This is a genomic window from Pseudomonas sp. GL-R-26 (assembly GCF_019947365.1).
Classification (GTDB): Bacteria; Pseudomonadota; Gammaproteobacteria; order Pseudomonadales; family Pseudomonadaceae; genus Aquipseudomonas.
Genome location: NZ_JAGYGI010000020.1, coordinates 20,275 through 44,788, shown reverse-complemented (window position 1 = coordinate 44,788; position 24,514 = coordinate 20,275). Strand labels below are relative to the sequence as shown.

Genomic DNA, 24,514 nt, shown 5'->3' with positions numbered 1-24,514 from the left:
TCACAAAAAGTACAAAATCATGAGCATAGCCACTTCCGCTACACAGCCTTTGAGCGATGCCTCAATGTCCACCCACCGCACAGTGACTTGGCGGCTGATGCCACTGCTGCTGGTGTGTTACCTGTTTGCTCATCTTGATCGGATCAACATTGGTTTCGCCAAGATGCAGATGGGCGCCGACCTGCAGTTCAGCGATACCGTCTACGGCTTTGGTGCGGGCCTGTTCTTTGTTGCCTACGCGATGTTCGGTGTCCCCAGCAACATCGCTCTGGATCGCATCGGGCCACGACGCTGGATCGCTTTGTTGATGGTCGTCTGGGGGACCCTGTCGACCAGCATGCTGTTGATCGAAAACGCTGAGGGTTTCTACGCGTTGCGCTTCTTGCTCGGCGTCGCCGAGGCCGGATTTTTCCCAGGCATTTTGGTGTACCTGAACCGCTGGTATCCGGCCAGCAGGCGCGCACAAGTAACCGCGTTGTTTGCCATTGCCGTGCCGCTGGCCGGGGTCGTCGGTGGCCCTCTATCGGGCGGTATCCTGCAAGGCTTTCATGATGTTGGGGGCCTGCGTGGGTGGCAGTGGATGTTCCTGATTGAAGGCGCGCCAGTCGTGCTTCTCGGCTTGCTGGTACTCAAGGTGTTGCCCGACAACTTCGAGTCAGTCAGCTGGCTCAGCAACCAGCAGAAAGACCAACTGCGCAACCAACTGGCTAGCGAAGAGCAACGCAAATCCATCATCTCGTTCGGCGGAATACTGCGAGATCCTCAGGTCTGGCTGCTGGTGGGCATCTATTGCGCGGTCATGTTGGCGGTCAACACACTAGCTTTCTGGATGCCTACACTGATTCACAGCTCCGGGATTGGCAGCGATGGCAAGGTCGGCCTGCTCAGTGCTCTGCCCTATCTGGCAGGCTGCGGTTTCATGATCGCCTGCGGACGCTCATCGGATCGGCGCCGCGAACGCCGGTGGCACTTGAGTGTGCCATTGCTCATGTCAGCCCTCGGTATCGCCGTAGCCGGACTTTTGCCTGACGATCCCTTCATGGTAATCGGCGGATTGGTGATTGCCGGTATGGGCGCGAGCGCCGCACTACCGATGTTTTGGCAGCTGCCTCCCGCATTCCTGTCAAACAGCACCCAGGCGGCGGGCATCGCCTTGATCAGCTCTCTGGGAAGTATTGCCTCGTTTCTGACACCCAATCTGATTGGCTGGATGCGTGACACCACCCACAGCGCCAGCCTTGCCCTCTACGTCCTCGCGACCTTGATCGTCGCAGGCGCCTTCCTGGTGCTGCGCACGCCTGCCGCCATCGTCAATCCTCATTAAGAGATCCACGTCATGCTCGATCAAGAATTCATCCAGCAAGCCGCTGCTCAACTGGACAACGCCGAACGCTCTCGTGAGCAAGTCGGGCAGTTCTCCCTCGCGCATCCACAGATCACCATCGAAGATGCCTATGCCATTCAGCGAGCCTGGGTGGCGCAGAAAATAAAGAACGGACGCAAGCTGGTGGGGCACAAGATTGGCCTGACCTCTCGGGCCATGCAGGTTTCATCAAACATTACAGAACCGGATTACGGGGCGTTGCTTGACGACATGCTGTTCGACGAAGGTACCGATATCCCCTTCAACCGTTTTATCGTGCCGCGCGTTGAAGTGGAGCTGGCATTCATTCTTGGCAAGCCGCTCAAAGGCCCAAACGTCACTATTTTCGATGTACTGGATGCTACCGAATGGGTGATCCCCGCCCTGGAAATCATTGACGCGCGTATCCAGCAGATCGATCCCGAGACCAAAGCCACGCGCAAGGTCTTCGACACCATTTCCGACAATGCGGCGAACGCGGGAGTGGTCATGGGTGGCCGTGCTGTGCGCCCTCATGAGGTCGACCTGCGCAAGGTGCCTGCTGTCTTGTACCGCAATGGCGTGATCGAGGAATCAGGAGTTTCTGCCGCCGTGCTCAATCACCCGGCGAAAGGTGTCGCCTGGCTGGCCAACAAGCTCGCACCTTACGATGTCACGTTACAACCGGGGCAAATCATTCTGGGCGGGTCGTTTACCCGTCCAGTGGCCGCCAGCCCAGGCGATACCTTCCATGTCGACTACGACATGCTGGGCTCCATCTCCTGCCGCTTCGTCTGACTCCTGGAGGATTGATTCATGGATATGCCCATCAACACATTCAAGCAACGCCTGAAAAGCGGCAAAGCGCAGATCGGCCTTTGGCTCGGCCTGGCCAACCCTTACTGCGCGGAGCTGGCAGCCAATGCCGATTTCGATTGGCTATTGATCGACGGCGAGCATGCGCCCAATAACGTACGCAGCATGCTTGGTCAACTACAGGCGATAGCGCCCTACGCCAGTCATCCGGTGATCCGCCCTGTCGCTGGCGACACAACGTTGATCAAACAAATTTTGGACATCGGCACCCAGACCTTGTTGGTGCCGATGGTCGAAAGCGCCGAGCAAGCGCAAGAACTGGTGCGCGCCGTGCGCTATCCACCCAGTGGCGTGCGCGGTGTAGGTAGCGCATTGGCACGGGCGTCACGCTGGAACACCGTGCCCGGATACCTGGACAAGGCTGACGAGCAAATATGCCTGCTGGTGCAGATTGAAAGCCTCAAAGGCTTGGCCAATTTGGATGCCATCGTCAACGTCGAAGGCGTTGACGGCGTGTTTATCGGCCCCGCCGACCTCAGCGCTGCCATGGGCCATCGTGGTAATCCGGGCCATCCCGAAGTTCAAGCAGTCATTGAAGACACGATCATTCGAATCCGCAATGCGGGCAAAGCACCCGGCATTCTCAGCGCTGACGAAAAACTGGCCAGGCGCTACATCGAGCTCGGCGCGGCATTCGTAGCGGTGGGCGTCGACACCACTGTACTGATGCAAGGCCTGAAAGCACTGACAAGTAAGTTCAAAAATACCCCGGCCACCATCAGTACCGGTGGCGTTTACTGATTTCAAGTCAATTTCAAACACTCACTGCTGGCGGTCGTTTTTGCCAGCAGTGATCATCCAGAGATCAACGTTTCAGTGACTTCAAATCGTTGAGCAGCACCAACAACGTCTGCAATTTTTCCGCGCCGAAGCCTTCCTGCAAGCGCTCATAGTTCTCTTCCATGCGCCCCCTCATACTTTCAAAACAGCTATCTCCGGCAACGGTCAGTTTCACCAGCACTCGACGCTGGTCGTGTTCTGAGCGCCGTCGTTCGACCAGCTCTGCGGCTTCCATCCTCGCCAGTACCCCGGTCATGCTGGGCTTGAGAATACACGCCAAGTCCGCCAAGCGATTGATCTCCAGTTCGCCCTGCTGACTGAGAATCCGCACCACCCGCCATTGTTGTTCAGTGAGGCCAATATCCTTCAGGGAGGGCCGGAAAAAGCTCATGGCGACTTCACGGGCCTGGAGCAAGTTGAGTGTTAGAGACTGTCGGTGCTTGGGCATTTAAGAACGACTCGAATTTAGTTAGCATATTAACAATCATATCACGCCGATATAGCCATAAAAATTCTCACCCCCATATAAAACGGCGCCTCTGGCGCCGACTAATTTGATTGCAAACTAAATCAGGTCAGAGCCTGATAACCGTTTTCAGCACGGTCTTGAAGGTTTCCAATTGGTCGTTGCTAAATTGACTGAAGACTTTTTCCTGCTGTTCACGGGCTATTGACCACAATCCTTCCGTTTCATCGATACCTTTCACCGTCAAATGCAAGTGCCCATCTTCTTCACAGACCAGACCTTTACGAGTGAGATTGGCAACGGCCTCCTCGATTTCCCGCACGGGCATCGCCACCTCGCGCTGCAGATCGGTGAGGCTTAGACCCGCATCATTTTCAAGCACCATCAGCATACGTGCCTCACTGGTTCGTAAACCGGTGGACAATTGTCGGGGCTGATAGCTTGCTTGATAAGCGCGAAACGCCTGAGTCATAAGGTAGTAAAGATTATGGTTCAGCCGCCCTTGGAAGTGGCTGCTGGGCGGCTGACCTTCACCACTCTTGGTCATGCGCGTGTGCGGCAGCACCATGGAGTAGGCACCCTGGTGGTACAGCAACGGTGAACGACCAAAATCATCGAAAGCCACCACCTTGCCAATCATGATCCAATGATCACCACCGTCCACCTGCTGGTATTTTTCGCAATGAAAACGCGCCGAGCAGTCAGCGAACACTGGCGCCCCGCCCTTGCCTGTTTCGAATTCGACCTCTGCAAAACGGTCATCCTTTGGACGGGCGAAATTGTTCGAAAGATCGATCTGATCAGCAGCGAGTACGTTCACGGCAAAGTGTGTAGCTTCTTCAAACACATCGTGACTTGAAGAGCGCTTGTCGATGCTCCACAGGATCAACGGCGGATCTAGCGACACCGAGTTAAAGCTGTTGGCCGTCACCCCCACTTTGCGGCCGTTCTGATCGGCGGCTGTCACTACTGTCACGCCGGTGGCGAAGTTACCTAATGCGCGGCGAAATGCACGCGCATCGAAGGCGGAAGAAACGGCAATCTCATTAATATCGGACATGCAAGACTCCCGAGCACGCCTTGGGGCGCGCTCTAATTATTTTTATGAGGGGCTTGTGGCTTGGCGGCGAACGGCCTCAGGCCATTGAGGGGTCGGGCTCAAGACCCATCAGTTCGCGACCGAGTATCTGTGCACAGACGTCATAGTCGGTGTAGGCATGCGCACCCGTAAGATGCGAATCGCGGAACAAGCGTTGCAACTCGTTGGTTTCAAACCATGCACCGCCGCCGGCCGCTTCCATCAGACGGTCCACGGCCTGGATACACATCTTTGTGGCATAACCCTGATTGGTACGCCAGAACGTGAGCGTGGTACGGCTTGGGTATTCGTGGCGCTCACTGTAATCAGCAATCTCTTCCCAGCTTTTTTCCAGCAGCGCTCGGGCGGCTGCAACCTGATGCGTGGATTCCGCCAGGCGCATCAATGCCGGGGTGGCTGCGCCGACAGCGGCACCGGTGTAGGCACGGACGCGGTTGCGGGTTTTCTCACGGAAAACATCCAGCATGCGCTCGGCAATACCCAGGCTGACAGTCGAGAAGCCGCTGGCAAAATAAGGCCGATAAGGGGCGAAGAAAATCTTGCTGTCCGGATACAGACCAAAGCCCGCCGACTTGCCTTCGATCATGTCCCTGGCTTTCTGGACTCGGTGCTCAGGCACGAAAGCATTCTTGACGATCAGGGTTTTGCTACCGCTGCCACGCATACCAACGGCAAACCAGTCATCGCGAATTTCGTAGTCACTGCTTGGCAGCACCGCGAAACAATAATCCCGAGTGCCTTCGGTATTCTCGCGAAAGAATCCCATGATGGCCCATTCGGCATGATCACAGCCTGAACTCCATCCCATCTCACCACTAAAGGTGACGCCTCCCTCCACCTCCTCGGTGCGACCAAAAGGCGCGATGCTGCTGCTGGCAGTAGCATCGGGGTCATTCCCCCAAACCTCATCCTGCAGCTTGCTGGAAAACATTGCGATTTGATGACTGTGAGTACATAGAAGGCTCATGGCCCAGGCAGTGCTGGCACAGGAACCGGCCAACAATGCGATGCAGTCGGCAAACTGAGGCAGGGAGATCTCCATGCCGCCGTATTTTTTCGGCTGCAACGCATGGTGCATACCAATGCCTTTGAGCAAGGCGATATTTTCGGCGGGAACATAACGCGCGCGTTCGGCCTCGAAGGCATTAGCCGCGATAATAGGCAGAACGCCTTTCAGGTCTTCCAATAGCGGGTTTGGAGTTTTCATGGGCGGTCTCTTTATTATTGGATAGTAGCGCTCCGCTCAGCAAGCACCTGTGAATCGCGCCGGAAGGCACCGTACGCCAGATGGCAAGCAGGTAAGCGGGTAAGCGGGTAAGCGGGTAAGCGGGTAAGCGGGTAAGCGGGTAAATACCATTCCAGTATGAGGTGCTGGAACAGGACGAAAAATGCACGTTACAAACAGAAGATTGCACTTTTCATAGAGGCTCTTATCGCAACGAACAAAAAGCGCAAACGAGCCCGGAAGGGGTGACTCACCGACACAGGTGACAAATCACTCCTTGCTTGCTTACTCGCGTCGCTGACTGCCCGACAAAGCTCCCGCCCAAAAGAAGCTGAAACATACGAAACGCTGTGAGTCGAATAAATCTAACCAAATCGGAGAATTGTCGCCTACAACACCACCCTCAATTTAAGCTATGAAGACCCGCGAATATTCGGCAAAACTGGCTTAATCGTGATCAAAGGCTTTCCTACGACATGGATTTAACCCGGGGTAGAAATTATTCAACACAGGCAATATACTGAACACTACGTATACTAATTAATATCTTGACGAGAGCCATCCTGGGCTTTTGTTTTTCAGAACAAATGTACCTGGGTAAGGGATCTTGAGAATGTCGATTAATAAACCCGCATCGACCACAAAATCGGTAGTGGGTCGCCCACGTAGTGAAGCTACGCGCCGTCAGATCCTGGACGCTACCATCAGTCTCCTGCAGGAAAAATCCATTCAGGCCATCTCAATCGAGGCGATAGCACGAGAAGCTGGCGTTAGTAAATCGACCATATACCGGTGGTGGGACTCTAAAGCGTTAGTCGTCATTGACGCGTTCATAGAAAATCAGATGTTGAAGACACCCTTGCCACGAGAACTTGGCCCGAGAGAGGCAATTGCTCAGCACTTCCGCTCCCTTGTGGACCAATATTCTGGTTGGGCCGGCCGATTGGTCGCACAAATTCTCGCGGAAGGTCAGTCATCTCCCTCTACTTTACGAGATTTCCGAGAGCGGTTTCATTATGGAAGACGCGCAATAATTCGAGAAACTCTAGAAGAATGGAGGGTTAGCGGCGAGATATCTCCCGATACGGATATCGAGATACTGATGGATTTGATTTACGGAGCCGTTTACATGCGACTCATGATTGGACACGCCCCACTTAATCAGGAGTTTGCCGAGTCGCACATAAACTTTGTGTACCACTTACTGGGTGTCAATAACACTGACTCCGAGACCTAGCCGTTGATCAAGTTCAGTACGTAAGCTTGACTTGATCGGATACCGACGTCGAGTCATTGGTTACGAACACCCCGCTCGTCTCGCTATAAGACTTATCGAAGTGCTCGTCCCAATTGGGTCATTTCTTCCGCGTGGCGCGGGCAAGCTTGTCGGCAACGCCCATCAGCACTTTGTTACCCGCTACCCAGACGCCCAGGTTCTGAGCCGGGCTGGAACGTTTAGCCTTCGGATCCTCGCGCCCCATTTCCGGGTTCTTATGACAGGCAACCGGTGCGTTGAGTATCAGCCTGCGCAGACAGGAATTAGAATGGTCGCACCACACGATCTCAGCCTCACGGCCTTCGATAACCTTCACCGCATAATCAGGGTCGGCCAGCATCTGCCGCGCCAGCATGCTTGCATCGACATCACCGTCCCAAATTGCCGCCGCCGCTTGCCGGGGGTCTGGTGTACTGGATAGGAACAGGAGCACCCCGCTTCCTAGTGCCTTGCGGAAGGCCTCCGGCCCCCCGAGAGTCAGCATGTTGCCGGAAGAACTTGGCACATTGTCACGCATCGACTCGTAGTTGCCCTCGCTTAGCGAGATGAAGTCCAGGCCGACCTCGGCGATGTGCGCTGCCACTTCAGCGTAACCCTCAGGCCCTTGGCCGCCGGGCATATGGTCATTCACACTCATGCGCACACCCACCGGATAATCCGGGCCGACTTCGGCGCGCACCGCTGCAACCACGTCGCGCAAGGCTCTTGCGCGATTGGCAACCGAGTCGCCATATTCATCGGTGCGCTGATTGGCCAGCGGGGACAAAAAGGACGAGTAGAAGTAGCACATGTGTGCGCCAATCTCGACGCCATCGAAACCACAAGCCTTGGCTCGGCGTGCACCGCTGACGACACTCGCCTCGATGTCCTTGATCTCCTGGATGCTGGCCTCGTGTGGCACCGGTGTGATTCGGCCGCCGGGGATGTAGAGATGGTTGGGCAAGCCACCGGCCCCCAGGTTCACCGGCTTCGGGCTGGCCGCCAAAATCCACCGGCCGTTTCGCGGCACGCCCATGCGGCCGAAACTCGGAAACAGCTGCGCGAACACTGCCGCACCGCTTTCATGTACGGCGTCGGTCAGGCGCTTGAGATCATCGACAAATTCGTCCTTGTCAAAGCGCAGGTTTGGCGCAAACGGCGACTCGTTCCAGGCGCGTTCGCTGCATACCGATCCGCCAACGATGGCCAGGCCAACTCCGCCCTGCGCGCGGCGCTTGAGGAACGCAATGGTCTGCTCGCTTGGGCGGCCGTCTTCGGTTGGGCGAAGTACCGCCATCGGCCCGAGGATAATGCGGTTTTTGATTTGCAATCCGTTGATCTGCAGCGGGCTTGCCAGCACCTTGGCTGCATTGAGGGTATTCATCGAAATGTTAGTCATGGTCAACACTACTCTTGCCTGTACAGGATCGGCCTGCCGGGCTCAGTCATCTGAACCCGACTCGGCTTACATGATTGAGCTAGCCCCACCGTCCACAGGGATATTGATCCCAGTGACCCATTTAGATTCATCAGAGGTCAGGTAAAGGCCAGCCCAAGCGACAGCGATCGGCTCGCCTGGCTTACCGGTCAGGGTGCGCTCCACGATCGGAGCCACGGGTGCTTTGTCACCAAACTCCCGATACATCGCCTGAACGGGCGGGGTGTTCATCACACCAGGGCTAACCGAGTTAACCCTTACACCAACAGCAACGCCTTCTGCGGCCAGTTGGCGCGTCAAGGCAAGGACCGCCCCCTTCGCCGCGGCATGCGCAGCCTGCGGCAGCGTTCTCGCTCCCTGCATGCCAGCACCGGAGCCGATATTGACGATGGCACCTTTGGACTTCACCAGATGTGGCCAGGCAAGCTGACAAGCACGCCAGACAAGATCAAGTTCATTCTGGATAGTGAAGACATAGTCAACGTCGCTCTGCACCGCAAAAGGCGCAAAGCGCGGCAGACTGGCATTATTGTAGAGCGCGTCAATTCGGCCATGCCGAGCGACAGCACCATCAATCCAACGCGCTACATCCTCGCGATCGCTGAGGTCGACAGGCGCAACCACGTCGATGGAATGACCATCGTTTTCAACCAGTTTTGCGGTTTCTACGGCCGTCTGCGGGTTGATGTCGCAGCCGACGACGATCGCGCCTTCGCTGGCGAACAGCCGAGCTGTCTCGCGCCCCATACCACTGCCGATGCCGGTCAGTAAAACCACCTTGTCCTGCAATCGCTTGCTCATAGCCAACCTCTAGTAAGGGACTTCATACAATTGCTGTGTTTGATCACGACTGACGGGTACCAAGGCGAAAGCAGATGGCGGACAAAAGACCCAACACCAACGCCGCCCAGCCCAAGCTGCCATAGCCAACATGCAGGGCGAGCACGCCCCCAAGGAGTGGGCCAGTAGCCGAACCCGCCATGACCATCACCGGGGTGGCTGCGACCACGCGACCGGACGGGTCCAGTCGCGCCAGCACCCCGAATGCGAACACATGGGTAAATGTAACGACGGCGATGAGAACCGAGGTTGCGACGATGTAAACCCCGTAGCCACTGAACTGGGTCACAGCGACTGCGGCAGAGGCCTGGATTAGAGGACCGGCGATGACTACGCCCGAGGCCGGCAAGTGGCGTTCGAGGAGGCTGGAAAGTGCGGCAGGTACGAGGTTCACGAAGCCACTGATGACAAGCACCGTGGTGATCTGCGCCGCGCTGAATCCATGCCAGCCCCCTACACGCTCGATGAAGCCGAAGACCATCGAATGGCTCACCATCAACAAGCTCACGCCAGCGATGCCGAACCACACTCGCGCAGGCAACTTGGCGAGCGCGGATCGATCGTGCTGGACCGCACGGGCGACGTTCGGAAAAGCCACCAGTGCGGCCAGTGCGGCAGTGAACATGATGCCCGACATCGTGTAGAAGAATATGTTCGGGCCGATCTTGCCCACTTGCGGAGGCAGCGTCGCCATCACCAGGATGGACACCAGGCTCAGCGAGCTAAAAGCTAATGCCGCTGTGCGGTGCGGATTGGCAGTGCCCCCCATCGTCCCGTGAACTATCGACAGGCCGCAGCCAACCGCCAGGCCAGCGACGACATGCGCCGAAGCCAAAAGGATATAGCTGGCACTTGCGCTTGGCATGCTGGCGAAAGTCATACCAGCCACGGCATAAGCCGCCGATGCTATGCGCTTGCGATTGAGTCGGGATAGTCTTGGTGCGATACACAGGCTGCTAAGCACGACCGACCCGAGGAAAAGAGTCAGCAGGAACCCGGCACGCTGTGGATCAAGGGCCAGTTGCCCGATCAGGACGATTCCAACCCAGATCGGCAAAGTGGTGATATCCATCAGGCCAGCGCAATGCCCGATGACGAGCGCCGCGGTACCGTTGCGGGTTTCCCTCCGGTTGCCAGCAACCTTGGTCAGAGTGTCAGAAACAGAATGTGAGCTCATTGGTCTTTGGCCTTTAGGTAGTCGACAAGCAATTCAAGGTCGGCATCGGTTATTTCGGTTTTACGAAATGCCGGCATGATCAGTACGCCGTTGCTAACGAAATGTTTGATGAAGGCCGGAGGCATATCAGTGCGGTCTTCCAATGCAGCCGGTAAGCTGCCGCCGTATTTAGCCGCCAGCGAAGCAGTGCCGGGCATGCGTGGAGATGCGGCGTGACAGATCCCGCACCACTGATCGAAAATCTGCTTGCCGCGATGGGCTGGTACGGCTTGCTTGGCCGGCTCGGAGGCGACTGCCAGACCTGCCAGCATCAGCAGCACGATGAGGCAATTCGTCTTCATTGGGCGCCCTTCCTCAAGTGCCTGGGCCAGATGCCGTAGCGGCCCGGCGAAAGAGTCCCGTTGGGATCGATGGCGTCCTTGATGACCTCGTTCAAGCGCAGCAGGCTGTTGTTGTTATACGAATACAGGCCCATGGCCTGGTCCTGGAATTCCGGGTGGCAACGATATTCGCCCCAGCCATGCTGTGCGCCGATATCGAGCAGTGTCCGATACGCCTTGATGGAGGCCTTGTTCATCGCCGCATCATCGGTGATCGGGAAGCCCACGATGAAAAGGAAAGCGCGCTCGAAAAACGGCGCAGGCAACGCAAAAGGCCTGAGGTTCCAGATCGGCACATTCTGCAGCGCAGGCATGGCGCGGTGCGCTTCTTCGAAGACACGGTTGGCTTCGAGGATGCCTTGCGCAGTCTGTGGAATGACCGGGGAGAACCACATATGGCCGCGCATCGGATGCGGGTTGCCTCCGGCACGCGTGCCCATACCGAAGAAATCCATGTTCGGCACACCCACATCCTGGGGATAAACCGTCCACTCAGCAGAAGCCTTGCGCGGATCGGTCTGGATCTGGCCAGCCTGAAAGCGCACGCCCTTGATCGACTTTGCCGCCAGCTCCTGTACCACTTCCCACTGCGCCTGGATCACCTTCTGCGGTCCGTAGAACTTCAGGTTGAGTACCCAGTAAGGAATGTTGTTGTCTTGCCCATACTTCTGCAATTCAGCCGAATAACCGACCCTGGCTTTCGCAACCAGGTCAGCATGCTGCTTCTGCAACTGCGGCGGACCATCGTAAAAGGCGTCCACCAGATGTTTCGTGTAATTGCTGATACCGAGCAGCGGACTGCCCATCTCCGGCGCACCAGGAGCCAAACCAGTGTTCTCGACGTACTTGAGCAATTCCACTACGGCGTGCAGGTCGTCATAACGCGGCGCCATCACCATACCGTGCATGAAGGCTTCTGGTGCCGGCATCAACCAGATGCCCATCTTGGTGACAACGCCGAAATTGGACTGGGAAAAAATGCCATCCAGGATCGGCCCCATGCCCATCTTGAATTGCCCCCACGTCTGGGAACCGGGTAGCGCTCCCATTCCTGTGCGAACCACTTCCCCATTGGCCAGCACCACCTCCATACCGCAGTGCGAATCGAAGTGGTTGCGAAAGCGCGACAACGTGTGACCCACACCGTGGTCAAGCGCATTGCCTACCACACTGCCCCAGCCCGGGTCGGCGACGTCCAGCCACACCTTCAGGCCACGTTCCTGGATGTAGTTATACAGATCGAAATAGCTGACGCCCGGCTCCACGATGGCGTAGCCGTTGCTTTCGCTGACCTCAATGATGCGGTTCATCCGCTTCAGGTCCAGCACGACACTGCCGGCATGATTGGGCGCCGAACCGCCGTAGCCGAGGTTTTTGCCAGTGGAAATCGTATACAGCGGTATGCGGTGCTGATCGGCAATGCGCACGACCGCCTGCACCTCTTCAACCGAACCGGGCGCCACGGCAGCGGATGCGCTTCGATCTTCGGGCGTGTCGCGCAGCGGGGAATAAGAATCACGGTAGGGAAACAGATCCTCGTCCTCAACGAAGACCCATTCTTTTCCGACTACACCGACAAACGCCTGCAGCGCGACGGAAAAAACCTCGGGGGATACATTCGGGGGTGTTCTCATAATTCACGCGATGATCCATGAAACCAAAGGATTGGGCTGGCTCGCCGATACGTCGTGCTGATGCAGCACGACCGTGCGGCGCGACTGGCTGCGTGCTTGTTCCGCAAGGCAATGCCAAACCTCGCGTGTGGTGAGTCCGGCGACAGCGCCATCTTGCTCACGCCAAAACGGCACGAGCGATTCCTGCCAAAGCCTCGTGAGTCCGTTCGTGACTTCAAGCCGCGCACTACCCTTTTTGGCATGCTCAATGGCGAAAGCCAGGCTTTGCGGCAAGCGGCGATCCGTCACGACAAAGCGAACGTCAAACGGACTGGGGTCGAATGGTGTTCGAGCGATCTCTCGGGATGGCTTCGCGAGCGCCGGCAACGCACCCAGCATGGCGAGCGTCGCGGCACTGGCGGTGGACACGAGCAACTTGCGTCGCCCAATTCCGAGATTGAAAATATTGGGGAACGACATGCTCACTCCCCGAAAACGTTGAGGAGTGTAGCGGAGCTCTGAACGCCGATTGAAAGACTGAGATCGGCGTCGAGGATCGAGCCGGTGGTATCGCGCGCCGAGGCAGCGCTGACGGGGAAATTTTGGAAATCAGCGGACGCGAAGTGCTTGTCGCGTTCAGCCACCTGTTCACTGGTCGGGTGCCAGATGCTGCCCACACTGGTAACGGTCGCAACATCGCCTTTCAGGCTCGAACCCTGATGCATGTTTGTCTCCTTCGCGCGTTCTTGTTGTTGTGCCCGTGATGGGCTTCATATGCGCGGAACAAACATATACGATCCGTATCGTTTTGTGCAAGCTTACTTTTTCAATACCGTCAGATGGCAGCCCTCATATGCCTTCGGAGTTAATCCACACAGGCCTTCCACGCTCACCAAGCCAGAACCAAAGCATTTTTTACATTGCTTCTTGAGTGGTCTGTTGGCTACGATCAGAAACGCCTCAGCTTGATTTCAGCAGGCAGCAGCCCCTGCCGCAGAGTGAGCACATGCAGCATCACGCTCCTGTTAAAATTAGACATTTATTAAGGAATACTTTATGCAGGAGAAGTCTTTAGGACGACCACGCAGCGAAGTTACTCGACTGCAAATACTGAATTCGACCATAAAGTTGCTACGCGAGAACTCCATTCAGGCCATCTCGATTGAGGCAATTGCAAAGGAAGCGGGTGTCAGCAAGGCAACCATATACAGATGGTGGGACTCGAAAGCCCTACTGGTCATTGACGCCTTCATTGAGAACCATCTTCTTAAAACCCCACTACCAATTGAACTCGGCCCCAAGAAGGCCATCGCTGTTCATTTCCGTACACTAGTGGAGCAATTTTCTGGTTGGCCAGGCCGAATACTTGCTCAAATCATAGCCGAGGGACAATCTGACCCTTCAGTATTACGAGCCTTTCGAGAGAGATTCCACTATGGGCGACGCGCGATAGTTAAAGAAACACTTGAAGAATGGAAACGCAGCGGTGAAATCCCAAGCGATACCAATGTCGAGTCGCTTATGGACATAATCTATTCAGCAGTCTACATGCGCCTGTTGGTCGGCCACGCGCCATTAAACGAGGAGTTTGCCAAGTCGCATATCGACTACATATACCACTTGCTGGGAGTAACGAACTCAGAAAACTGAACAGCACTGTTTGGCTGCCGATCGTTATAAAAGTATGAATTGACTCAGTCCCAATTCACCCTGAGAGGTGAATCGGGACTTTTTGACAGATAACGTCAACCTGATGCTCTAGATAGGCTGTCCCAAATATTGATAGGTTTTCAGCAATAGAGCCGCCGACTTCTCCCTGTTTTTCAGCGGATCTTCCTGCTCATAGTGACAAAGTTGCAATGACGCGTCACAAATGGTTTTGCATCGTTCAAATCGGCGCTCGCTGTACATCGCCAGTGCCTCGTTAACAGATAGGGTCTTGGATACGCAGTCTGCAAGCACCACGGCATCTTCGATGGCCATGCCACCTCCAGACGTCATATGCGGTGTTGGTGAATGTGCAGCATCGCCGATGAGCACTACGCGGCCGCGGTACCAAGGCGCTGGTACCAGCGTGATATCCAGCGGACGGAAGATAACCTGCCTGGCATCAGTTACCTGTTCAAGCGCTTCCAGTACAGCCGGTGCGGTATATTCGGCAAGGCGTTCGCGAATCATCGCTTTCGCTTGATCCTCTGGTACGCGCAGAGGCTCCACGCTGTTCTCGAGATAAAACAGGTAGCAGCTGTCCTCCGATGTCGGGAAAGAGCCCACTGTTTTACCTGACGGGCTGCGGTACAAACAGAACCCATCAATCTGAGCCGGACGCGGCGCATTGAAACGCCACACACTCTGACCTGCGAAACGAGGTCTGCACTCAGCACCGAAAACCTGATCGCGGAGCTTGGAGTAGGCACCATCCGCAGCCACAACCAAGTCATAGGTAGCCTCGCGACCATCCGAGAATTTAACTTCGACGCAGTCCCCACGGTCGTCGAGATGTTCGATCGTCAACCCTTTATCTAGAACTGCCCCCGCCCCTTGCGCTGCCGACTCCAGGATTCGGGCAAGTTCTGGCCGACGGATGCCACAGCTGGGAGGTGCAGGATCCGAACGCAGGAGTTGACCTGAGGAATCGAATTGCCGAAACGCGTCGAATCGCATACCACTGTCGAGGCATGGCTCCGCCAATCCGATCATGTCCAATGCTCGGACCGTGTTGTGTAACAGGCAAATGCCCGACCCTGCCGAGGGAATCCCCGGCTTGATATCGATACAGTGGACGTCCACTCCCGCTCTGCGCAGTGCATAAGCTGCGGTGGCACCGCCGATTCCGCTGCCTACAATCAAAACGCGTTTAACCTGACTCATTCTTGTCTCCTCTCCGCTTCTTTGGCGGGTGGTAGCTGCGATCTAATGACACAGCCTGTTTGCCAGATCCGATACATCGAAATACGCCTCGGCAAGAGACATCCGCGACCGGGTATAGCCCTCGTATAGTCATCTGTGGCGAGCCTTCAGGCCTCGCACAGTACCGCTTCAAGTGCAGCGACGAACAAATCCACTGGGCAGGACCGTCCAGGCCTTCAACTACCCATCATCCCCGCTTCATGGCGCTCACCAGAAATCAGCGTTGCAAAAGACAAATCAAATCTATACGTTCCGTTTCGTTTTCGCAACCGTACCAAAGCAAACCAATCTTTAGGAAAGTAAGCCATTGACAATGGCAATCTCACCCAATAATACTTTGTGTACGCATCGTTTTGTTAGTGCTGCCTTTAGTTAAGTAACCATCCGTAGCCTGAGTGCGGCTTACGTAGGCCGCCTCGCCCTTTACTTCAACTGTCTCTGCCTTTTTCGGAGCTCAACGCATGACCGCCACTTCCCAGTCCCCCGTGTTCGTTTCAAGCGCTGCCGCGCAGGCCGTTTTCCGTTGGAAAGATGCGATCGCCGCGCTACAGACCGCTTACGGGCAACATTTGCCAGCCAGGGCTACTCCGCCCCGCACCGTTGCAAGCCTTGAAAAAACCTGGCTTCGCACCCTGCCGGCTATTCCGGCGGGCGGACGCTACTTCGGCGCCAAGCTGATGGGCTCGAACATGGGCGATGCGCCACCGGGAATCGAGTACGTCATCGTTCTGTTCGATCGGACGACCAATCGCATCGCCGCTTTCATTGACGCAAACCTGGTGACTGGATTTCGCACTGCAGCTACCTCGGCCGCGGCCCTTGACCGCCTCGCCCCACAGAGGCCTGCACGCCTTGCCGTCATAGGAAGTGGATTGGAGGCTTCGATGCACATCCGCGCCTTCGCCAGCGTCCGCGAACTGACCGAAATTGTCGTCTTCAGCCCGACTCCTGAACGACGCGAAGCATTTGCCGCATCGGCGACACGAGATCTCGGTGTACCCGCCCGGGGTGTTGGCTCAGCACAAGAAGCCGTGGAAGGCGCCGACATCGTGCTGACGGCAGCACGCTCGCGCGATGAAAAGCCGATTCTTTTTGGCGATTGGTTGAAGCCGGGCGCCACCGTCGTTTCGATCGGCTCGACCATCCCGGAGCAGCGTGAAATAGACGTTTCAGTCGTGGAGCGCAGCGACTTGATCATCTGCGACACCCTGGAAGAAGTGCTGGAAGAGACAGGAGACATGCTTGCCGCCCATGCCGCCGGGATCGAATTCCGCCAGAAGGCCTTCAGCCTGTCTGACCTGATGGGCGGCGCCTGCAGTGAACAGTTGAAGCAAGCCAAGGCCCCAATGTTCAAGTCAGTTGGCGGTGGTCTTCAAGACATCGTGGTGGCGGAACTCATCCTGACCAAGGCACTTGAAGCCAGGCTGGCAACACCATTGCCGATCGATTTTGAAACAAAGCGCTGAGCGAACAGCGACGACTATCACCCACCCTGACTGACAGGAGCCTTACATGGCCAATTACAATAAAAAGGACGCTCGAGACTGGGCCCGCGAGAAACTCGTTGGGGTCGCCAACGTTACGATTCCGACAATGACCTCCGACTTCAAGCGCATCAATGAGAAAGCCATTCGCCACGACGTAGAACTGGCAATCAAGCACGGTTTCGTCGGGTCGTTGTCCTGCTCGGAGGTAGCCATTACCCAAGAGCAATACGGTGAGTTCTGTCAAATCATGGCCGATCAAGCAGCCGGCCGTCTCGTGATCGTTCACCACGCGGTGTTCAACACGCTGGAAGATAACATTGAGGCAGTCAAGCGAGCCGAAGCTGCCGGCGCCGACCTTGTGCTGCTTGGCTATCCTCCGTACTTCTATCCGAAGTCCTATGACGAAGTATTCGAGTACACCAAGGCGATCTGCGCCGCGACGAACCTGGGCGTAATAATCTTCCCGCTGCCCGCCTGGGGTTTCAGCCGCTTGCACCCTGCCGACATTCCGCTGGCGGTGCTGCGTCGAATGGTCGACGAGATCCCCAACGTCGTTGCAATCAAAGCCGAAGGCGGACTGCCTTACATCATGTCGGCGATCGAAGTTCACCGCGAGTTCCATGAGGAAGTCGTTATCTCATCTCCGCTTGAGTATGAGTACGTGCCTTTGGCACAGGTGATGGACATCCCTTTCTGTGGAACTAACTACTCCTCCTACTACGGCCCATTGCTTCCACAGATCCACAAGTTGATCCGCGCGGGCAACTACGATGAGGCAACTCAGCTCTGGTACAAAATGGATCCGGCACGCAAAGCGTTTGCAAGCCTGCCAATGGCGGCAAACGGACTTCTCAATCGCATGATGTGGAAATACCAAGGCTGGTTGCAGGGTTACAACGGCGGTCCTATGCCCCACCCTACCCAACGCGTGTACCAACGCGACATGGCGGTGTTACGTAAAGGACTAGAAGCGGCTGGATTGAACCCGACCACTGACCTCGATGAAGCCTTCTTCATCGGTCGTAACTCCATCTGAGGTCTGTCCCATGAATAGCACCGCAACCTTGAATCTGAAAGACCCCGACCTGCTGCGTCAGGCGATGTTGATCGACGGCGAATGGGTCCAGGCAGAGAGTGGCCAGACAATCGAGGTCCGCAATCCAGCCACCGGTGAATTGGTGGCGCGCGTACCAAACGGTGGAGAGTCCGAGACTCGGCGCGCAATCGCAGCGGCCGAACGCGCCATGCGGGGATGGCGCAAGACGCTGCCAAAGGAGCGTGCAAAGGTCCTCCGTAAGCTCTATGAGCTTATGCTTGAAAACATCGAGGACCTGGCGGTCATCCTGACGGCCGAACAGGGTAAGCCCTTGGTGGAATCCCGTGGCGAAATCCTTTACGCCGCAAGCTTCATCGAATGGTTCGGGGAAGAAGCGAAGCGTGTGAATGGCGACATCATTCCGCAGAATGTGGACGGTCGGCGCATTCTCGTGCAGAAAGCCCCTATCGGCGTGTTTGCAGCCATCACACCGTGGAACTTCCCCTCCGCGATGATTACACGCAAAGCCGGCCCGGGCTGGGCGGTTGGTTGCGCAGGAGTTATCAAGCCGGCCAGTCAGACACCGCTCTCGGCACTGGCTCTGGCCGTACTCGCCGAGCGCGCCGGTCTGCCTCGGGGTGTATGCAACGTCGTCACAGGCTCGGCCCGCGCAATCGGCGGGGAGCTCACAGCGAACCCGGTCGTTCGCAAGTTGTCCTTCACAGGTTCGACCGAAGTGGGATCGCTGCTGCTGGCCCAGTGCGCTCCGACTATCAAGAAGGCGAGCATGGAACTGGGCGGTAACGCGCCGTTCATCGTCTTTGACGATGCTGATATCGATGCCGCAGTGAAGGGTGCACTTGCCGCCAAGTACCGCAACACAGGCCAGGCTTGTGTTGCCGCCAACCGCATGCTCGTGCAATCGGGTGTCTACGATCAATTCGCGAAGAAGCTCGCGGATGCCGCCGCTGCGCTCAGGGTCGGTAATGGCATGCATGACGGGGTGGTACTGGGTCCGCTCATCAATGAGGATGCAGTGCAAAAGGTCGAAGAGCACATTGCCGATGCGGTGGAAAAAGGGGCACGCATTGCCACCGGGGGCAAACGCCATGATTTGGGTGGTAGTTACTTCGAGCCAACGGTGCTCACCGATGTGCCACGCGATGCACTCATCTTCAACGATGAAACCTTCGGCCCTGTCGCTCCCCTCTTCCGCTTCGATACTGAGGACGAGGCAATTGCGATGGCCAACGACACACCGTTTGGCTTGGCTGCCTATGTGTACGCACGTGACGTCGGCCTGATCTTTCGTGTCGTCGACAATCTTGAGTTCGGCATGGTGGGCGTCAACGAGGGGATGATCTCCACAGAAGTTGCACCGTTTGGTGGAGTGAAAACCTCCGGACTTGGCCGTGAAGGCTCAAAATACGGTATCGACGACTACCTGGAAATCAAGTACGTCGCGCTGGGCGGCTTATAAGCCAGCGATAGTGGGTGAGGTGGTGCATGTTTGTAAAACATGCGCCCCCCACCTACACGCATTAATTACAGAGCTGTAAATTTTTGCTAAATGGACCAACTGACAAGACGTATCACTGGGCTCCACAGCCCTCAAGTCAGCCCTCATCTCGCTCTGCGAGATCGACACAAGTTAGGCATCTCATGCCACAGCGAAAAGCGTGCACTCACCAGGCAATATGATGAGATGCTGGCGTGTAATGACATCCAGATCAGTAATTGAAGTCATGACCCAACTCCTTCTGCATCCACTCCAGGAATCTTCTGACCCGTGGGAAGTTTGAATGCGCTCTCGGGAAAACCAGGTGGTGTGCAGTGATTGTCGCACTCAACTCCGGCGCTACCTCGACCAACGCTCCACGCGCTAGATAATCCTGCGCGAGCAGTGTGCTTTCCAAGGCGAATCCAAGCCCGTGGCTGGCTGCCTCCAGCGTCATATAGGAACGGTCAAAACTCAGGCTGTAAGGCTTTTCTGGGCGCGACAGACCATGTTGAGCAAACAACTGTGGCCACTTTATCAGCGTCGCCTCCGACAGAATCAGGTTGCAGTCCAGCAAATCCGCAACGGCACAGATGGGGCGTTTTTCCAGTAGTTTGGGTGACGCCATAACCGCGATTTTTTCATTGCGCACGGTGCGCACCTCGAAACTTGGCCAGTTGGGCATGCCGTGGCGGATGTCCACATCGATCTTGTCGCGACTGAAGTGCAGCGATTCGTAGGAGCACGAGAGGTTGAGCTGAATATCCGGATGGCTCTGACGAAACTGCTCTAGTCGAGGCATCAACCACAACAGGCCGAAACTGGGCGACGAGTGCAGTCGCAGGCAATCGAGGCTGACATCGCTGGTGGCCCGTTCGGTGGCCACCCCAAAAGCCCTCAGCCCTGAGAGCACCACTCCTTGCGCAACTTGCGACGCTGCACGACCACCATCAGCCAAAAGCGCATCCCGATAGGCCAGCCCGTGATCCCTCAGTGGATCAGTCTTCGCCACGGCAATGAATGCGGGTGCCAATCCGCGGAAATCCTTCGCCTCTAATGGCATGGCACATGGATCCAGGCGGTCTTCCTGATTCGGTAGAGCAAAGCAATCGCCTGCAACGACAGTCAACCGCCAACGGACTTTTTCCGTACCAGCACCCTGTTTATGAAATTGACGGCAGCGGCGAGTGCTTCACGACCCTCAGAAAGAGCCGGCGCATACGCCTGCCAGACATGAAACATACCGGGCCATACCTCCAGTCTGGTGTCCACACCCGCTGATCCGGCGTTTCTCGCCAGACGTACCGCGTCGTCAAGAAGGATTTCACACTCCCCCACTTGAATCATTAGCGGCGGCAAACCGTCCAGGTCAGCCTCCAGGATAAAAGAAGCAGCCTCGACTTGCTCTCCCAGGTAGGCGTCAGCACAGGCTTGCAACTTCTGGGGTGTAAGAAAGCAGTCCACAGCAGCCTTGGCATGGAGGCTTTCTCCGGTGAGAGCCAGATCCACCCAGGGAGAAAACAGCACGACGCAACCCGGCATTTCCATGCCCATGGTCCGGGCCTGAATCAGAGCGGCCATGATGAGTTGGGCTCCCGCCGAATCCCCCACCAATGCGATATCGTCTGCATCTTCGCTGTTCGCGAGCAACGCCGCATACGCAGTCAGAACATCTTGCTGGGCAGCAGGGTATGCATGTTCAGGCGTTAGTCGATAATCAACGACATAAGCCGTGGAAGATGTACCAGCAGCAAGCGTACCGGCGATCCCCTCAAAACCTTCAGCGCTGCCCACCATGAATCCACCTCCGTGGACATAGAGCAGAGAGCGCCGGGAATCCACGCAGGTTACCGTCCGTACAGGCACTCCACCGAGCGTCGACGCCGTGGAGCGGCAATAAGGCGGAGCCGAAAAACGCTTGCACAATTGGTCAAAACCAATGCGAGCCTGCTGCAGCGACCCAGGAGTATTTTCTCTACGAGAGCGAAGCTCATCCCGGATAGCATTCAGTTCGCAAACACTCATTCTTGCCTCCCAGATAAAGCGTGACATGCAGTGTCAGTCAAATATCAAGCACCAGCCTTGGGGACTTGGCACGTGAAACACACTGCAGAATGACCGCATTGGAAGCACGCTCCTCATCGCTGAGGACATAGTCCCTATGATCAATCTCACCGGCTAGTACCCGGCATTCACAAGTACGGCAAAGCCCCTCCCGGCAGGAAAAAGGCACCATTATCCCCGCCTCTTCGAGTGCATCGAGAAGGCTGGTATCAGCTGGCACGGTTAGTTCCATGCCACTACGAGCAAGTTCCACCACGAAACTTTTGTTCTGTTGTTTTTCAGGAGCACTCGACTGAGGTGCGCTGAACAACTCGAAATGCACCTGGCCGGAAGGCAGGTAAGCCTGTGCGACATCCCGTACCGCATTCATGAGGGGCGCCGGTCCACAGCAATAGAGGTGGTCCGTTGAACTTGCTTGACGAGTAAACGCCTGCAGATCGGGACGACCGGCAGTTTCGTCATCCGAGTGAAACACTAATTTTCCGCCACGAGGAAGATGCTCGATGTAAGCAGCCCGGGACCGGGAGCGGACGCAGTAGAGAAGTTGCCACGGCTTGTCATTCGCATCGCACCAACGAATCATGCTGAGAATCGGCGTAATGCCGATACCGCCGGCGATAAACAAATAAGTGCTTGCGTTGCGTTCCAGCGGGAAGTTATTGCGAACCGCACTAATTTCGAGCAGGTCGCCGACTCGCAGGTGTGCATGAATGAACGCTGAGCCACCCCGTGACGGCTCAGACAATCCGACCCCAATTGAGTAACTTCCGTCCGAGGGATCGTACCGGTGAACGGAGTACTGCCTGATCAAACCATTTGGCAGGCGAACATCAATGTGCGAGCCCGCGTCGGCCACAGGAAGAGGTTGACCGTCCAAGGCCAGCAAGCGGACATCCATAATGGCGTCAGCAGCTTTCACGATCGCCATCACTCGAACGCGGTTCCAGTCGCTCATCTCAGACCTCCTGGATCTTGACGGGATTACTTACCGCCTGCTCAGCCTTATAAGCATTCGCCACTAGCCACCTGAAATACGAAAGAGCAGCATCAGCTCCGATCGGAATCATTTTGAAATCGGAGGTCAGCTTCAACATGCGATCTTGCGCATGAATCATATCGCTGTCTTCCTGGAACGCTGTGACGACCTGGTCGTGGATTGCCAACGTCACCTCGGGGTCATCAATGGCGAAATTATGAGGCTGCGAAAAGAAGTAGTGCGTGGATTCGTCCGTTTCCGGAGTCAGTGCCTGAGTGCTACGGAACTCTGCCGCATTGACGCGATTTCCCGCCTTGGCATTTTGCCCAGTGGGCTGCATCCCCGAATCCATCAGGAAGATGCTCGGCAGCAGGAAGTCGTAGATATTCCAACGATCAACAGGCCCCGGATAATTCTTGATCTTCTGCACAAAAGGTGCCGGCTTAATACCTTCACCCCAACGCGTTACTCGTACGCCGTTTTCCAGCTTTTCGACCTGAGGTATACAGGCCGCATACGCCTCGTCACCGCCCAGAGTGTTCGGATGAACATAGGGCAAATGTGCGAGGTCAAGCAGGTTGTCAGCGATCAGCAGGTAGTTGGTGGTGTAATAGGTGTAACCCTCCAGGCTTCGCCACTCGGGGTGATCCAGCCAATGTGTATCAGGGATCAGGGACGGATCCGCCAGGCTGGCATCACCCACCCAGATCCAGATCCACTTGTGCTTCTCCACAACTGGGAATGTGCGCACCTTAGCCTGCGGAGGAATGCGCTCTTGTCCGGGTATTTCGACGCAGCGCCCCGTCGTATCAAATAGAAGACCATGGTACATACACCGAAGCTGATCGCCTTCCAGGCGCCCTTTCGATAGTGGAGCGCCTCGGTGACAGCAACGGTCTTCGAAAGCCACCACTTTTCCGGTGGTATCACGCCATAGCGCTACTGGCACGTTAAGAATCGTTCTTGCGAGAAGCTCGTCGACCGGAATCTCACTCGACCAAGCAGCTACATACCAAGCGTTACGAAGAAGCATGACGTCGACCTCATTTCTTGTTTTTGTTTTTGAAACTTTCCTTGCTGACGCCATGCTAGAGGCGGATCATGTATGCGCATAGATCATGGAGCTAATACAGATCATGCACGCCATTCATGGTAAGAAATTCGACTTGAACCTGCTGCTCGCGTTCGACGCGCTTCTGCGAGAACGCAATGTATCTCGAGCAGCAGAGCATCTTGGCTTGACGCAGAGCGCCATGAGCCATGCACTACGACGTCTACGGGAGTTTTATGAAGACCCCCTCTTCGTCCGTATTGGCGATGCGATGAAGCCGACGCCTTTCGCAGAGGAGATGGGGGATTCAGTTCTGGAGATCGTATCCGCCGTACAGCACAAGCTGTTGGCGCAGGCCAGTTTCACCCCTATGTCTTCCACCAGGGTCTTCAGCCTTTGTATGACGGATATGGGCGAGTTGGTATTTTTGCCCCGGCTGATTTCAGAGCTTCAGAAAGTGGCCCCCCATTGCCGAATACGAACGTCGCAGCTACCCACCGAGCATATAGCGAACTCACTGGAGAGAGGTGATACAGACCTGGCTATAGGATCACACTACATCCAGGACCCTAACCTTTTTCAACAAGAACTGTTTACGCACTCTTTTTGCTCTATCGTCAGTTGCACGTACCCTGGCAACGAAGTTAGCCTTGAACAATTCCTTGGCATGAAACATGTTTCCGTCGTACTTTCAGACAGAAGTACACGCTACGACCAATTCATCGACGAACTGGGTCATCAACGACAAATTTACCTTACAACTCCACACTTTATAACGGTCCCGATGATACTGGAGAAAAACCCGAATCTAATTGCAACCGTGCCCAGTGAACTGGGGAAAACGTTCCTACGCTACAACGCGGTCAAGGTAATAAAAACCCCGATTAAGTCCCCCAGCTTGCACCTGCGACAGTATTGGCACCCGCGCCATCATCATGATCCCGGAAATATATGGCTTCGCCAGTTGGTCAAGCTTCTTTTCGACAGGTATATGAGTTGAG

General features: G+C 56.0%; 24 protein-coding genes. 9 read left to right on the top strand and 15 right to left on the bottom strand.

All coding sequences use genetic code 11. The features are described 5' to 3' along the window. Positions 1 to 19 precede the first annotated feature (19 nt). Genes KGA96_RS20350 through hpaI form a run of 3 tightly spaced genes read left to right on the top strand, consistent with a single transcriptional unit; the run spans position 20 to position 2,959 of the window. Positions 20 to 1,324, top strand: coding sequence for an MFS transporter (locus KGA96_RS20350; RefSeq protein WP_223514698.1), 1,305 nt, complete (start codon positions 20 to 22; stop codon positions 1,322 to 1,324). A 12-nt stretch (positions 1,325 to 1,336) separates the two neighbouring features. Further along, positions 1,337 to 2,140: a 2-oxo-hept-4-ene-1,7-dioate hydratase gene (gene hpaH / locus KGA96_RS20345; protein WP_223457531.1), complete on the top strand. Its 804-nt coding sequence runs from the start codon at positions 1,337 to 1,339 to the stop codon at positions 2,138 to 2,140. An 18-nt stretch (positions 2,141 to 2,158) separates the two neighbouring features. Beyond that, complete coding sequence (gene hpaI / locus KGA96_RS20340; RefSeq protein ID WP_223514695.1) at positions 2,159 to 2,959, top strand: 4-hydroxy-2-oxoheptanedioate aldolase; 801 nt, start codon at positions 2,159 to 2,161, stop codon at positions 2,957 to 2,959. 64 nt (positions 2,960 to 3,023) lie between these two features. On the opposite strand, the gene hpaR is transcribed toward hpaI, so the two are convergent. The 3 genes from hpaR to KGA96_RS20325 form a co-directional block, all read right to left on the bottom strand. Beyond that, positions 3,024 to 3,446 carry a homoprotocatechuate degradation operon regulator HpaR gene (gene hpaR / locus KGA96_RS20335; protein ID WP_223457529.1) on the bottom strand — a complete coding sequence of 141 codons (423 nt, stop codon included), beginning with the start codon at positions 3,444 to 3,446 and terminating at the stop codon, positions 3,024 to 3,026. Between the two features lie 127 nt (positions 3,447 to 3,573). After that, positions 3,574 to 4,524: a p-hydroxyphenylacetate 3-hydroxylase reductase component gene (locus tag KGA96_RS20330; protein ID WP_223514692.1), complete on the bottom strand. Its 951-nt coding sequence runs from the start codon at positions 4,522 to 4,524 to the stop codon at positions 3,574 to 3,576. 76 nt (positions 4,525 to 4,600) lie between these two features. Then, on the bottom strand, positions 4,601 to 5,770 hold the full coding sequence (locus tag KGA96_RS20325; protein ID WP_223514689.1) for a p-hydroxyphenylacetate 3-hydroxylase oxygenase component: 1,170 nt from the start codon (positions 5,768 to 5,770) through the stop codon (positions 4,601 to 4,603). A 631-nt stretch (positions 5,771 to 6,401) separates the two neighbouring features. Between KGA96_RS20325 and KGA96_RS20320 the strand changes: the two genes are divergently transcribed. Continuing rightward, positions 6,402 to 7,025, top strand: a complete 624-nt coding sequence (locus KGA96_RS20320; protein WP_223514687.1) for a TetR/AcrR family transcriptional regulator — start codon at positions 6,402 to 6,404, stop codon at positions 7,023 to 7,025. Positions 7,026 to 7,143: 118 nt separating this feature from the next. Here KGA96_RS20320 and KGA96_RS20315 read toward each other — a convergent pair whose 3' ends face one another. From KGA96_RS20315 to KGA96_RS20285, 7 genes are all read right to left on the bottom strand, one after another. Beyond that, positions 7,144 to 8,442 carry an NADH:flavin oxidoreductase gene (locus KGA96_RS20315; protein ID WP_223457522.1) on the bottom strand — a complete coding sequence of 433 codons (1,299 nt, stop codon included), beginning with the start codon at positions 8,440 to 8,442 and terminating at the stop codon, positions 7,144 to 7,146. Positions 8,443 to 8,508: 66 nt separating this feature from the next. Further along, complete coding sequence (locus KGA96_RS20310; protein WP_223514686.1) at positions 8,509 to 9,282, bottom strand: SDR family NAD(P)-dependent oxidoreductase; 774 nt, start codon at positions 9,280 to 9,282, stop codon at positions 8,509 to 8,511. A gap of 43 nt (positions 9,283 to 9,325) precedes the next feature. Next, complete coding sequence (locus KGA96_RS20305) at positions 9,326 to 10,498, bottom strand: hypothetical protein (RefSeq protein WP_223514684.1); 1,173 nt, start codon at positions 10,496 to 10,498, stop codon at positions 9,326 to 9,328. Beyond that, on the bottom strand, positions 10,495 to 10,839 hold the full coding sequence (locus KGA96_RS20300) for a c-type cytochrome (RefSeq protein WP_223514682.1): 345 nt from the start codon (positions 10,837 to 10,839) through the stop codon (positions 10,495 to 10,497). The genes KGA96_RS20305 and KGA96_RS20300 overlap by 4 nt, the downstream gene beginning before the upstream one ends. Continuing rightward, positions 10,836 to 12,512 carry an FAD-dependent oxidoreductase gene (locus KGA96_RS20295; RefSeq protein ID WP_223514680.1) on the bottom strand — a complete coding sequence of 559 codons (1,677 nt, stop codon included), beginning with the start codon at positions 12,510 to 12,512 and terminating at the stop codon, positions 10,836 to 10,838. Before KGA96_RS20295 ends, KGA96_RS20300 begins: the two co-directional genes overlap by 4 nt. Positions 12,513 to 12,515: 3 nt before the next feature. After that, the gene (locus KGA96_RS20290) at positions 12,516 to 12,971 is read right to left on the bottom strand and encodes a hypothetical protein (protein WP_223514677.1); all 456 of its coding nucleotides are present in this window, start codon (positions 12,969 to 12,971) and stop codon (positions 12,516 to 12,518) included. Positions 12,972 to 12,973: 2 nt separating this feature from the next. Further along, positions 12,974 to 13,216: a hypothetical protein gene (locus KGA96_RS20285; RefSeq protein ID WP_223514674.1), complete on the bottom strand. Its 243-nt coding sequence runs from the start codon at positions 13,214 to 13,216 to the stop codon at positions 12,974 to 12,976. A gap of 331 nt (positions 13,217 to 13,547) precedes the next feature. On the opposite strand from KGA96_RS20285, the gene KGA96_RS20280 reads away from it, so the two are divergent. After that, positions 13,548 to 14,141 (top strand): TetR/AcrR family transcriptional regulator, encoded by a 594-nt coding sequence (locus KGA96_RS20280; RefSeq protein ID WP_223457509.1) that lies wholly within the window; start codon positions 13,548 to 13,550, stop codon positions 14,139 to 14,141. A gap of 108 nt (positions 14,142 to 14,249) precedes the next feature. Here KGA96_RS20280 and KGA96_RS20275 read toward each other — a convergent pair whose 3' ends face one another. After that, a complete protein-coding gene (locus KGA96_RS20275) occupies positions 14,250 to 15,362 on the bottom strand; it encodes an FAD-dependent oxidoreductase (RefSeq protein ID WP_223514671.1) in 1,113 nt (370 codons plus the stop codon). Positions 15,363 to 15,862: 500 nt separating this feature from the next. On the opposite strand from KGA96_RS20275, the gene KGA96_RS20270 reads away from it, so the two are divergent. From KGA96_RS20270 to KGA96_RS20260, 3 genes are read left to right on the top strand one after another with little or no spacing between them, the layout of a single operon-like run. Next, a complete protein-coding gene (locus KGA96_RS20270; RefSeq protein ID WP_223514668.1) occupies positions 15,863 to 16,867 on the top strand; it encodes an ornithine cyclodeaminase family protein in 1,005 nt (334 codons plus the stop codon). 46 nt (positions 16,868 to 16,913) lie between these two features. Next, positions 16,914 to 17,924, top strand: coding sequence for a dihydrodipicolinate synthase family protein (locus KGA96_RS20265; protein WP_223457503.1), 1,011 nt, complete (start codon positions 16,914 to 16,916; stop codon positions 17,922 to 17,924). A 28-nt stretch (positions 17,925 to 17,952) separates the two neighbouring features. Further along, positions 17,953 to 19,404: an NAD-dependent succinate-semialdehyde dehydrogenase gene (locus KGA96_RS20260; RefSeq protein WP_317850356.1), complete on the top strand. Its 1,452-nt coding sequence runs from the start codon at positions 17,953 to 17,955 to the stop codon at positions 19,402 to 19,404. Between the two features lie 250 nt (positions 19,405 to 19,654). On the opposite strand, the gene KGA96_RS20255 is transcribed toward KGA96_RS20260, so the two are convergent. From KGA96_RS20255 to KGA96_RS20240, 4 genes are read right to left on the bottom strand one after another with little or no spacing between them, the layout of a single operon-like run. Continuing rightward, positions 19,655 to 20,551, bottom strand: a complete 897-nt coding sequence (locus KGA96_RS20255; protein ID WP_223514666.1) for a LysR substrate-binding domain-containing protein — start codon at positions 20,549 to 20,551, stop codon at positions 19,655 to 19,657. Further along, positions 20,548 to 21,447 (bottom strand): alpha/beta hydrolase, encoded by a 900-nt coding sequence (locus KGA96_RS20250; RefSeq protein ID WP_223457499.1) that lies wholly within the window; start codon positions 21,445 to 21,447, stop codon positions 20,548 to 20,550. Before KGA96_RS20250 ends, KGA96_RS20255 begins: the two co-directional genes overlap by 4 nt. Before the next feature lie 37 nt (positions 21,448 to 21,484). Further along, complete coding sequence (locus KGA96_RS20245; protein WP_223457498.1) at positions 21,485 to 22,441, bottom strand: PDR/VanB family oxidoreductase; 957 nt, start codon at positions 22,439 to 22,441, stop codon at positions 21,485 to 21,487. Between the two features lies 1 nt (position 22,442). Beyond that, on the bottom strand, positions 22,443 to 23,495 hold the full coding sequence (locus KGA96_RS20240; RefSeq protein WP_223514663.1) for an aromatic ring-hydroxylating dioxygenase subunit alpha: 1,053 nt from the start codon (positions 23,493 to 23,495) through the stop codon (positions 22,443 to 22,445). Positions 23,496 to 23,598: 103 nt separating this feature from the next. On the opposite strand from KGA96_RS20240, the gene KGA96_RS20235 reads away from it, so the two are divergent. Beyond that, entirely contained in the window at positions 23,599 to 24,513 is a 915-nt protein-coding gene (locus tag KGA96_RS20235; protein WP_223457496.1) for a LysR family transcriptional regulator, read from the top strand. Position 24,514: the final 1 nt, after the last annotated feature.

What these genes read in the sequence shown, in the direction of transcription:
- KGA96_RS20350 (WP_223514698.1), top strand. Translation starts at nt 20, where the DNA reads ATGAGCATAGCCACTTCCGCTACACAGCCTTTGAGCGATGCCTCAATG.
- KGA96_RS20275 (WP_223514671.1), bottom strand. Translation starts at nt 15,362, where the DNA reads ATGAGTCAGGTTAAACGCGTTTTGATTGTAGGCAGCGGAATCGGCGGT.
- KGA96_RS20300 (WP_223514682.1), bottom strand. Translation starts at nt 10,839, where the DNA reads ATGAAGACGAATTGCCTCATCGTGCTGCTGATGCTGGCAGGTCTGGCA.
- KGA96_RS20310 (WP_223514686.1), bottom strand. Translation starts at nt 9,282, where the DNA reads ATGAGCAAGCGATTGCAGGACAAGGTGGTTTTACTGACCGGCATCGGC.
- KGA96_RS20235 (WP_223457496.1), top strand. Translation starts at nt 23,599, where the DNA reads ATGCACGCCATTCATGGTAAGAAATTCGACTTGAACCTGCTGCTCGCG.
- hpaI (WP_223514695.1), top strand. Translation starts at nt 2,159, where the DNA reads ATGGATATGCCCATCAACACATTCAAGCAACGCCTGAAAAGCGGCAAA.
- hpaR (WP_223457529.1), bottom strand. Translation starts at nt 3,446, where the DNA reads ATGCCCAAGCACCGACAGTCTCTAACACTCAACTTGCTCCAGGCCCGT.
- KGA96_RS20330 (WP_223514692.1), bottom strand. Translation starts at nt 4,524, where the DNA reads ATGTCCGATATTAATGAGATTGCCGTTTCTTCCGCCTTCGATGCGCGT.
- KGA96_RS20320 (WP_223514687.1), top strand. Translation starts at nt 6,402, where the DNA reads ATGTCGATTAATAAACCCGCATCGACCACAAAATCGGTAGTGGGTCGC.
- KGA96_RS20270 (WP_223514668.1), top strand. Translation starts at nt 15,863, where the DNA reads ATGACCGCCACTTCCCAGTCCCCCGTGTTCGTTTCAAGCGCTGCCGCG.
- KGA96_RS20240 (WP_223514663.1), bottom strand. Translation starts at nt 23,495, where the DNA reads ATGCTTCTTCGTAACGCTTGGTATGTAGCTGCTTGGTCGAGTGAGATT.
- KGA96_RS20315 (WP_223457522.1), bottom strand. Translation starts at nt 8,442, where the DNA reads ATGACTAACATTTCGATGAATACCCTCAATGCAGCCAAGGTGCTGGCA.
- KGA96_RS20245 (WP_223457498.1), bottom strand. Translation starts at nt 22,441, where the DNA reads ATGAGCGACTGGAACCGCGTTCGAGTGATGGCGATCGTGAAAGCTGCT.
- KGA96_RS20305 (WP_223514684.1), bottom strand. Translation starts at nt 10,498, where the DNA reads ATGAGCTCACATTCTGTTTCTGACACTCTGACCAAGGTTGCTGGCAAC.
- KGA96_RS20325 (WP_223514689.1), bottom strand. Translation starts at nt 5,770, where the DNA reads ATGAAAACTCCAAACCCGCTATTGGAAGACCTGAAAGGCGTTCTGCCT.
- KGA96_RS20265 (WP_223457503.1), top strand. Translation starts at nt 16,914, where the DNA reads ATGGCCAATTACAATAAAAAGGACGCTCGAGACTGGGCCCGCGAGAAA.
- KGA96_RS20290 (WP_223514677.1), bottom strand. Translation starts at nt 12,971, where the DNA reads ATGTCGTTCCCCAATATTTTCAATCTCGGAATTGGGCGACGCAAGTTG.
- KGA96_RS20295 (WP_223514680.1), bottom strand. Translation starts at nt 12,512, where the DNA reads ATGAGAACACCCCCGAATGTATCCCCCGAGGTTTTTTCCGTCGCGCTG.
- hpaH (WP_223457531.1), top strand. Translation starts at nt 1,337, where the DNA reads ATGCTCGATCAAGAATTCATCCAGCAAGCCGCTGCTCAACTGGACAAC.
- KGA96_RS20280 (WP_223457509.1), top strand. Translation starts at nt 13,548, where the DNA reads ATGCAGGAGAAGTCTTTAGGACGACCACGCAGCGAAGTTACTCGACTG.
- KGA96_RS20250 (WP_223457499.1), bottom strand. Translation starts at nt 21,447, where the DNA reads ATGAGTGTTTGCGAACTGAATGCTATCCGGGATGAGCTTCGCTCTCGT.
- KGA96_RS20285 (WP_223514674.1), bottom strand. Translation starts at nt 13,216, where the DNA reads ATGCATCAGGGTTCGAGCCTGAAAGGCGATGTTGCGACCGTTACCAGT.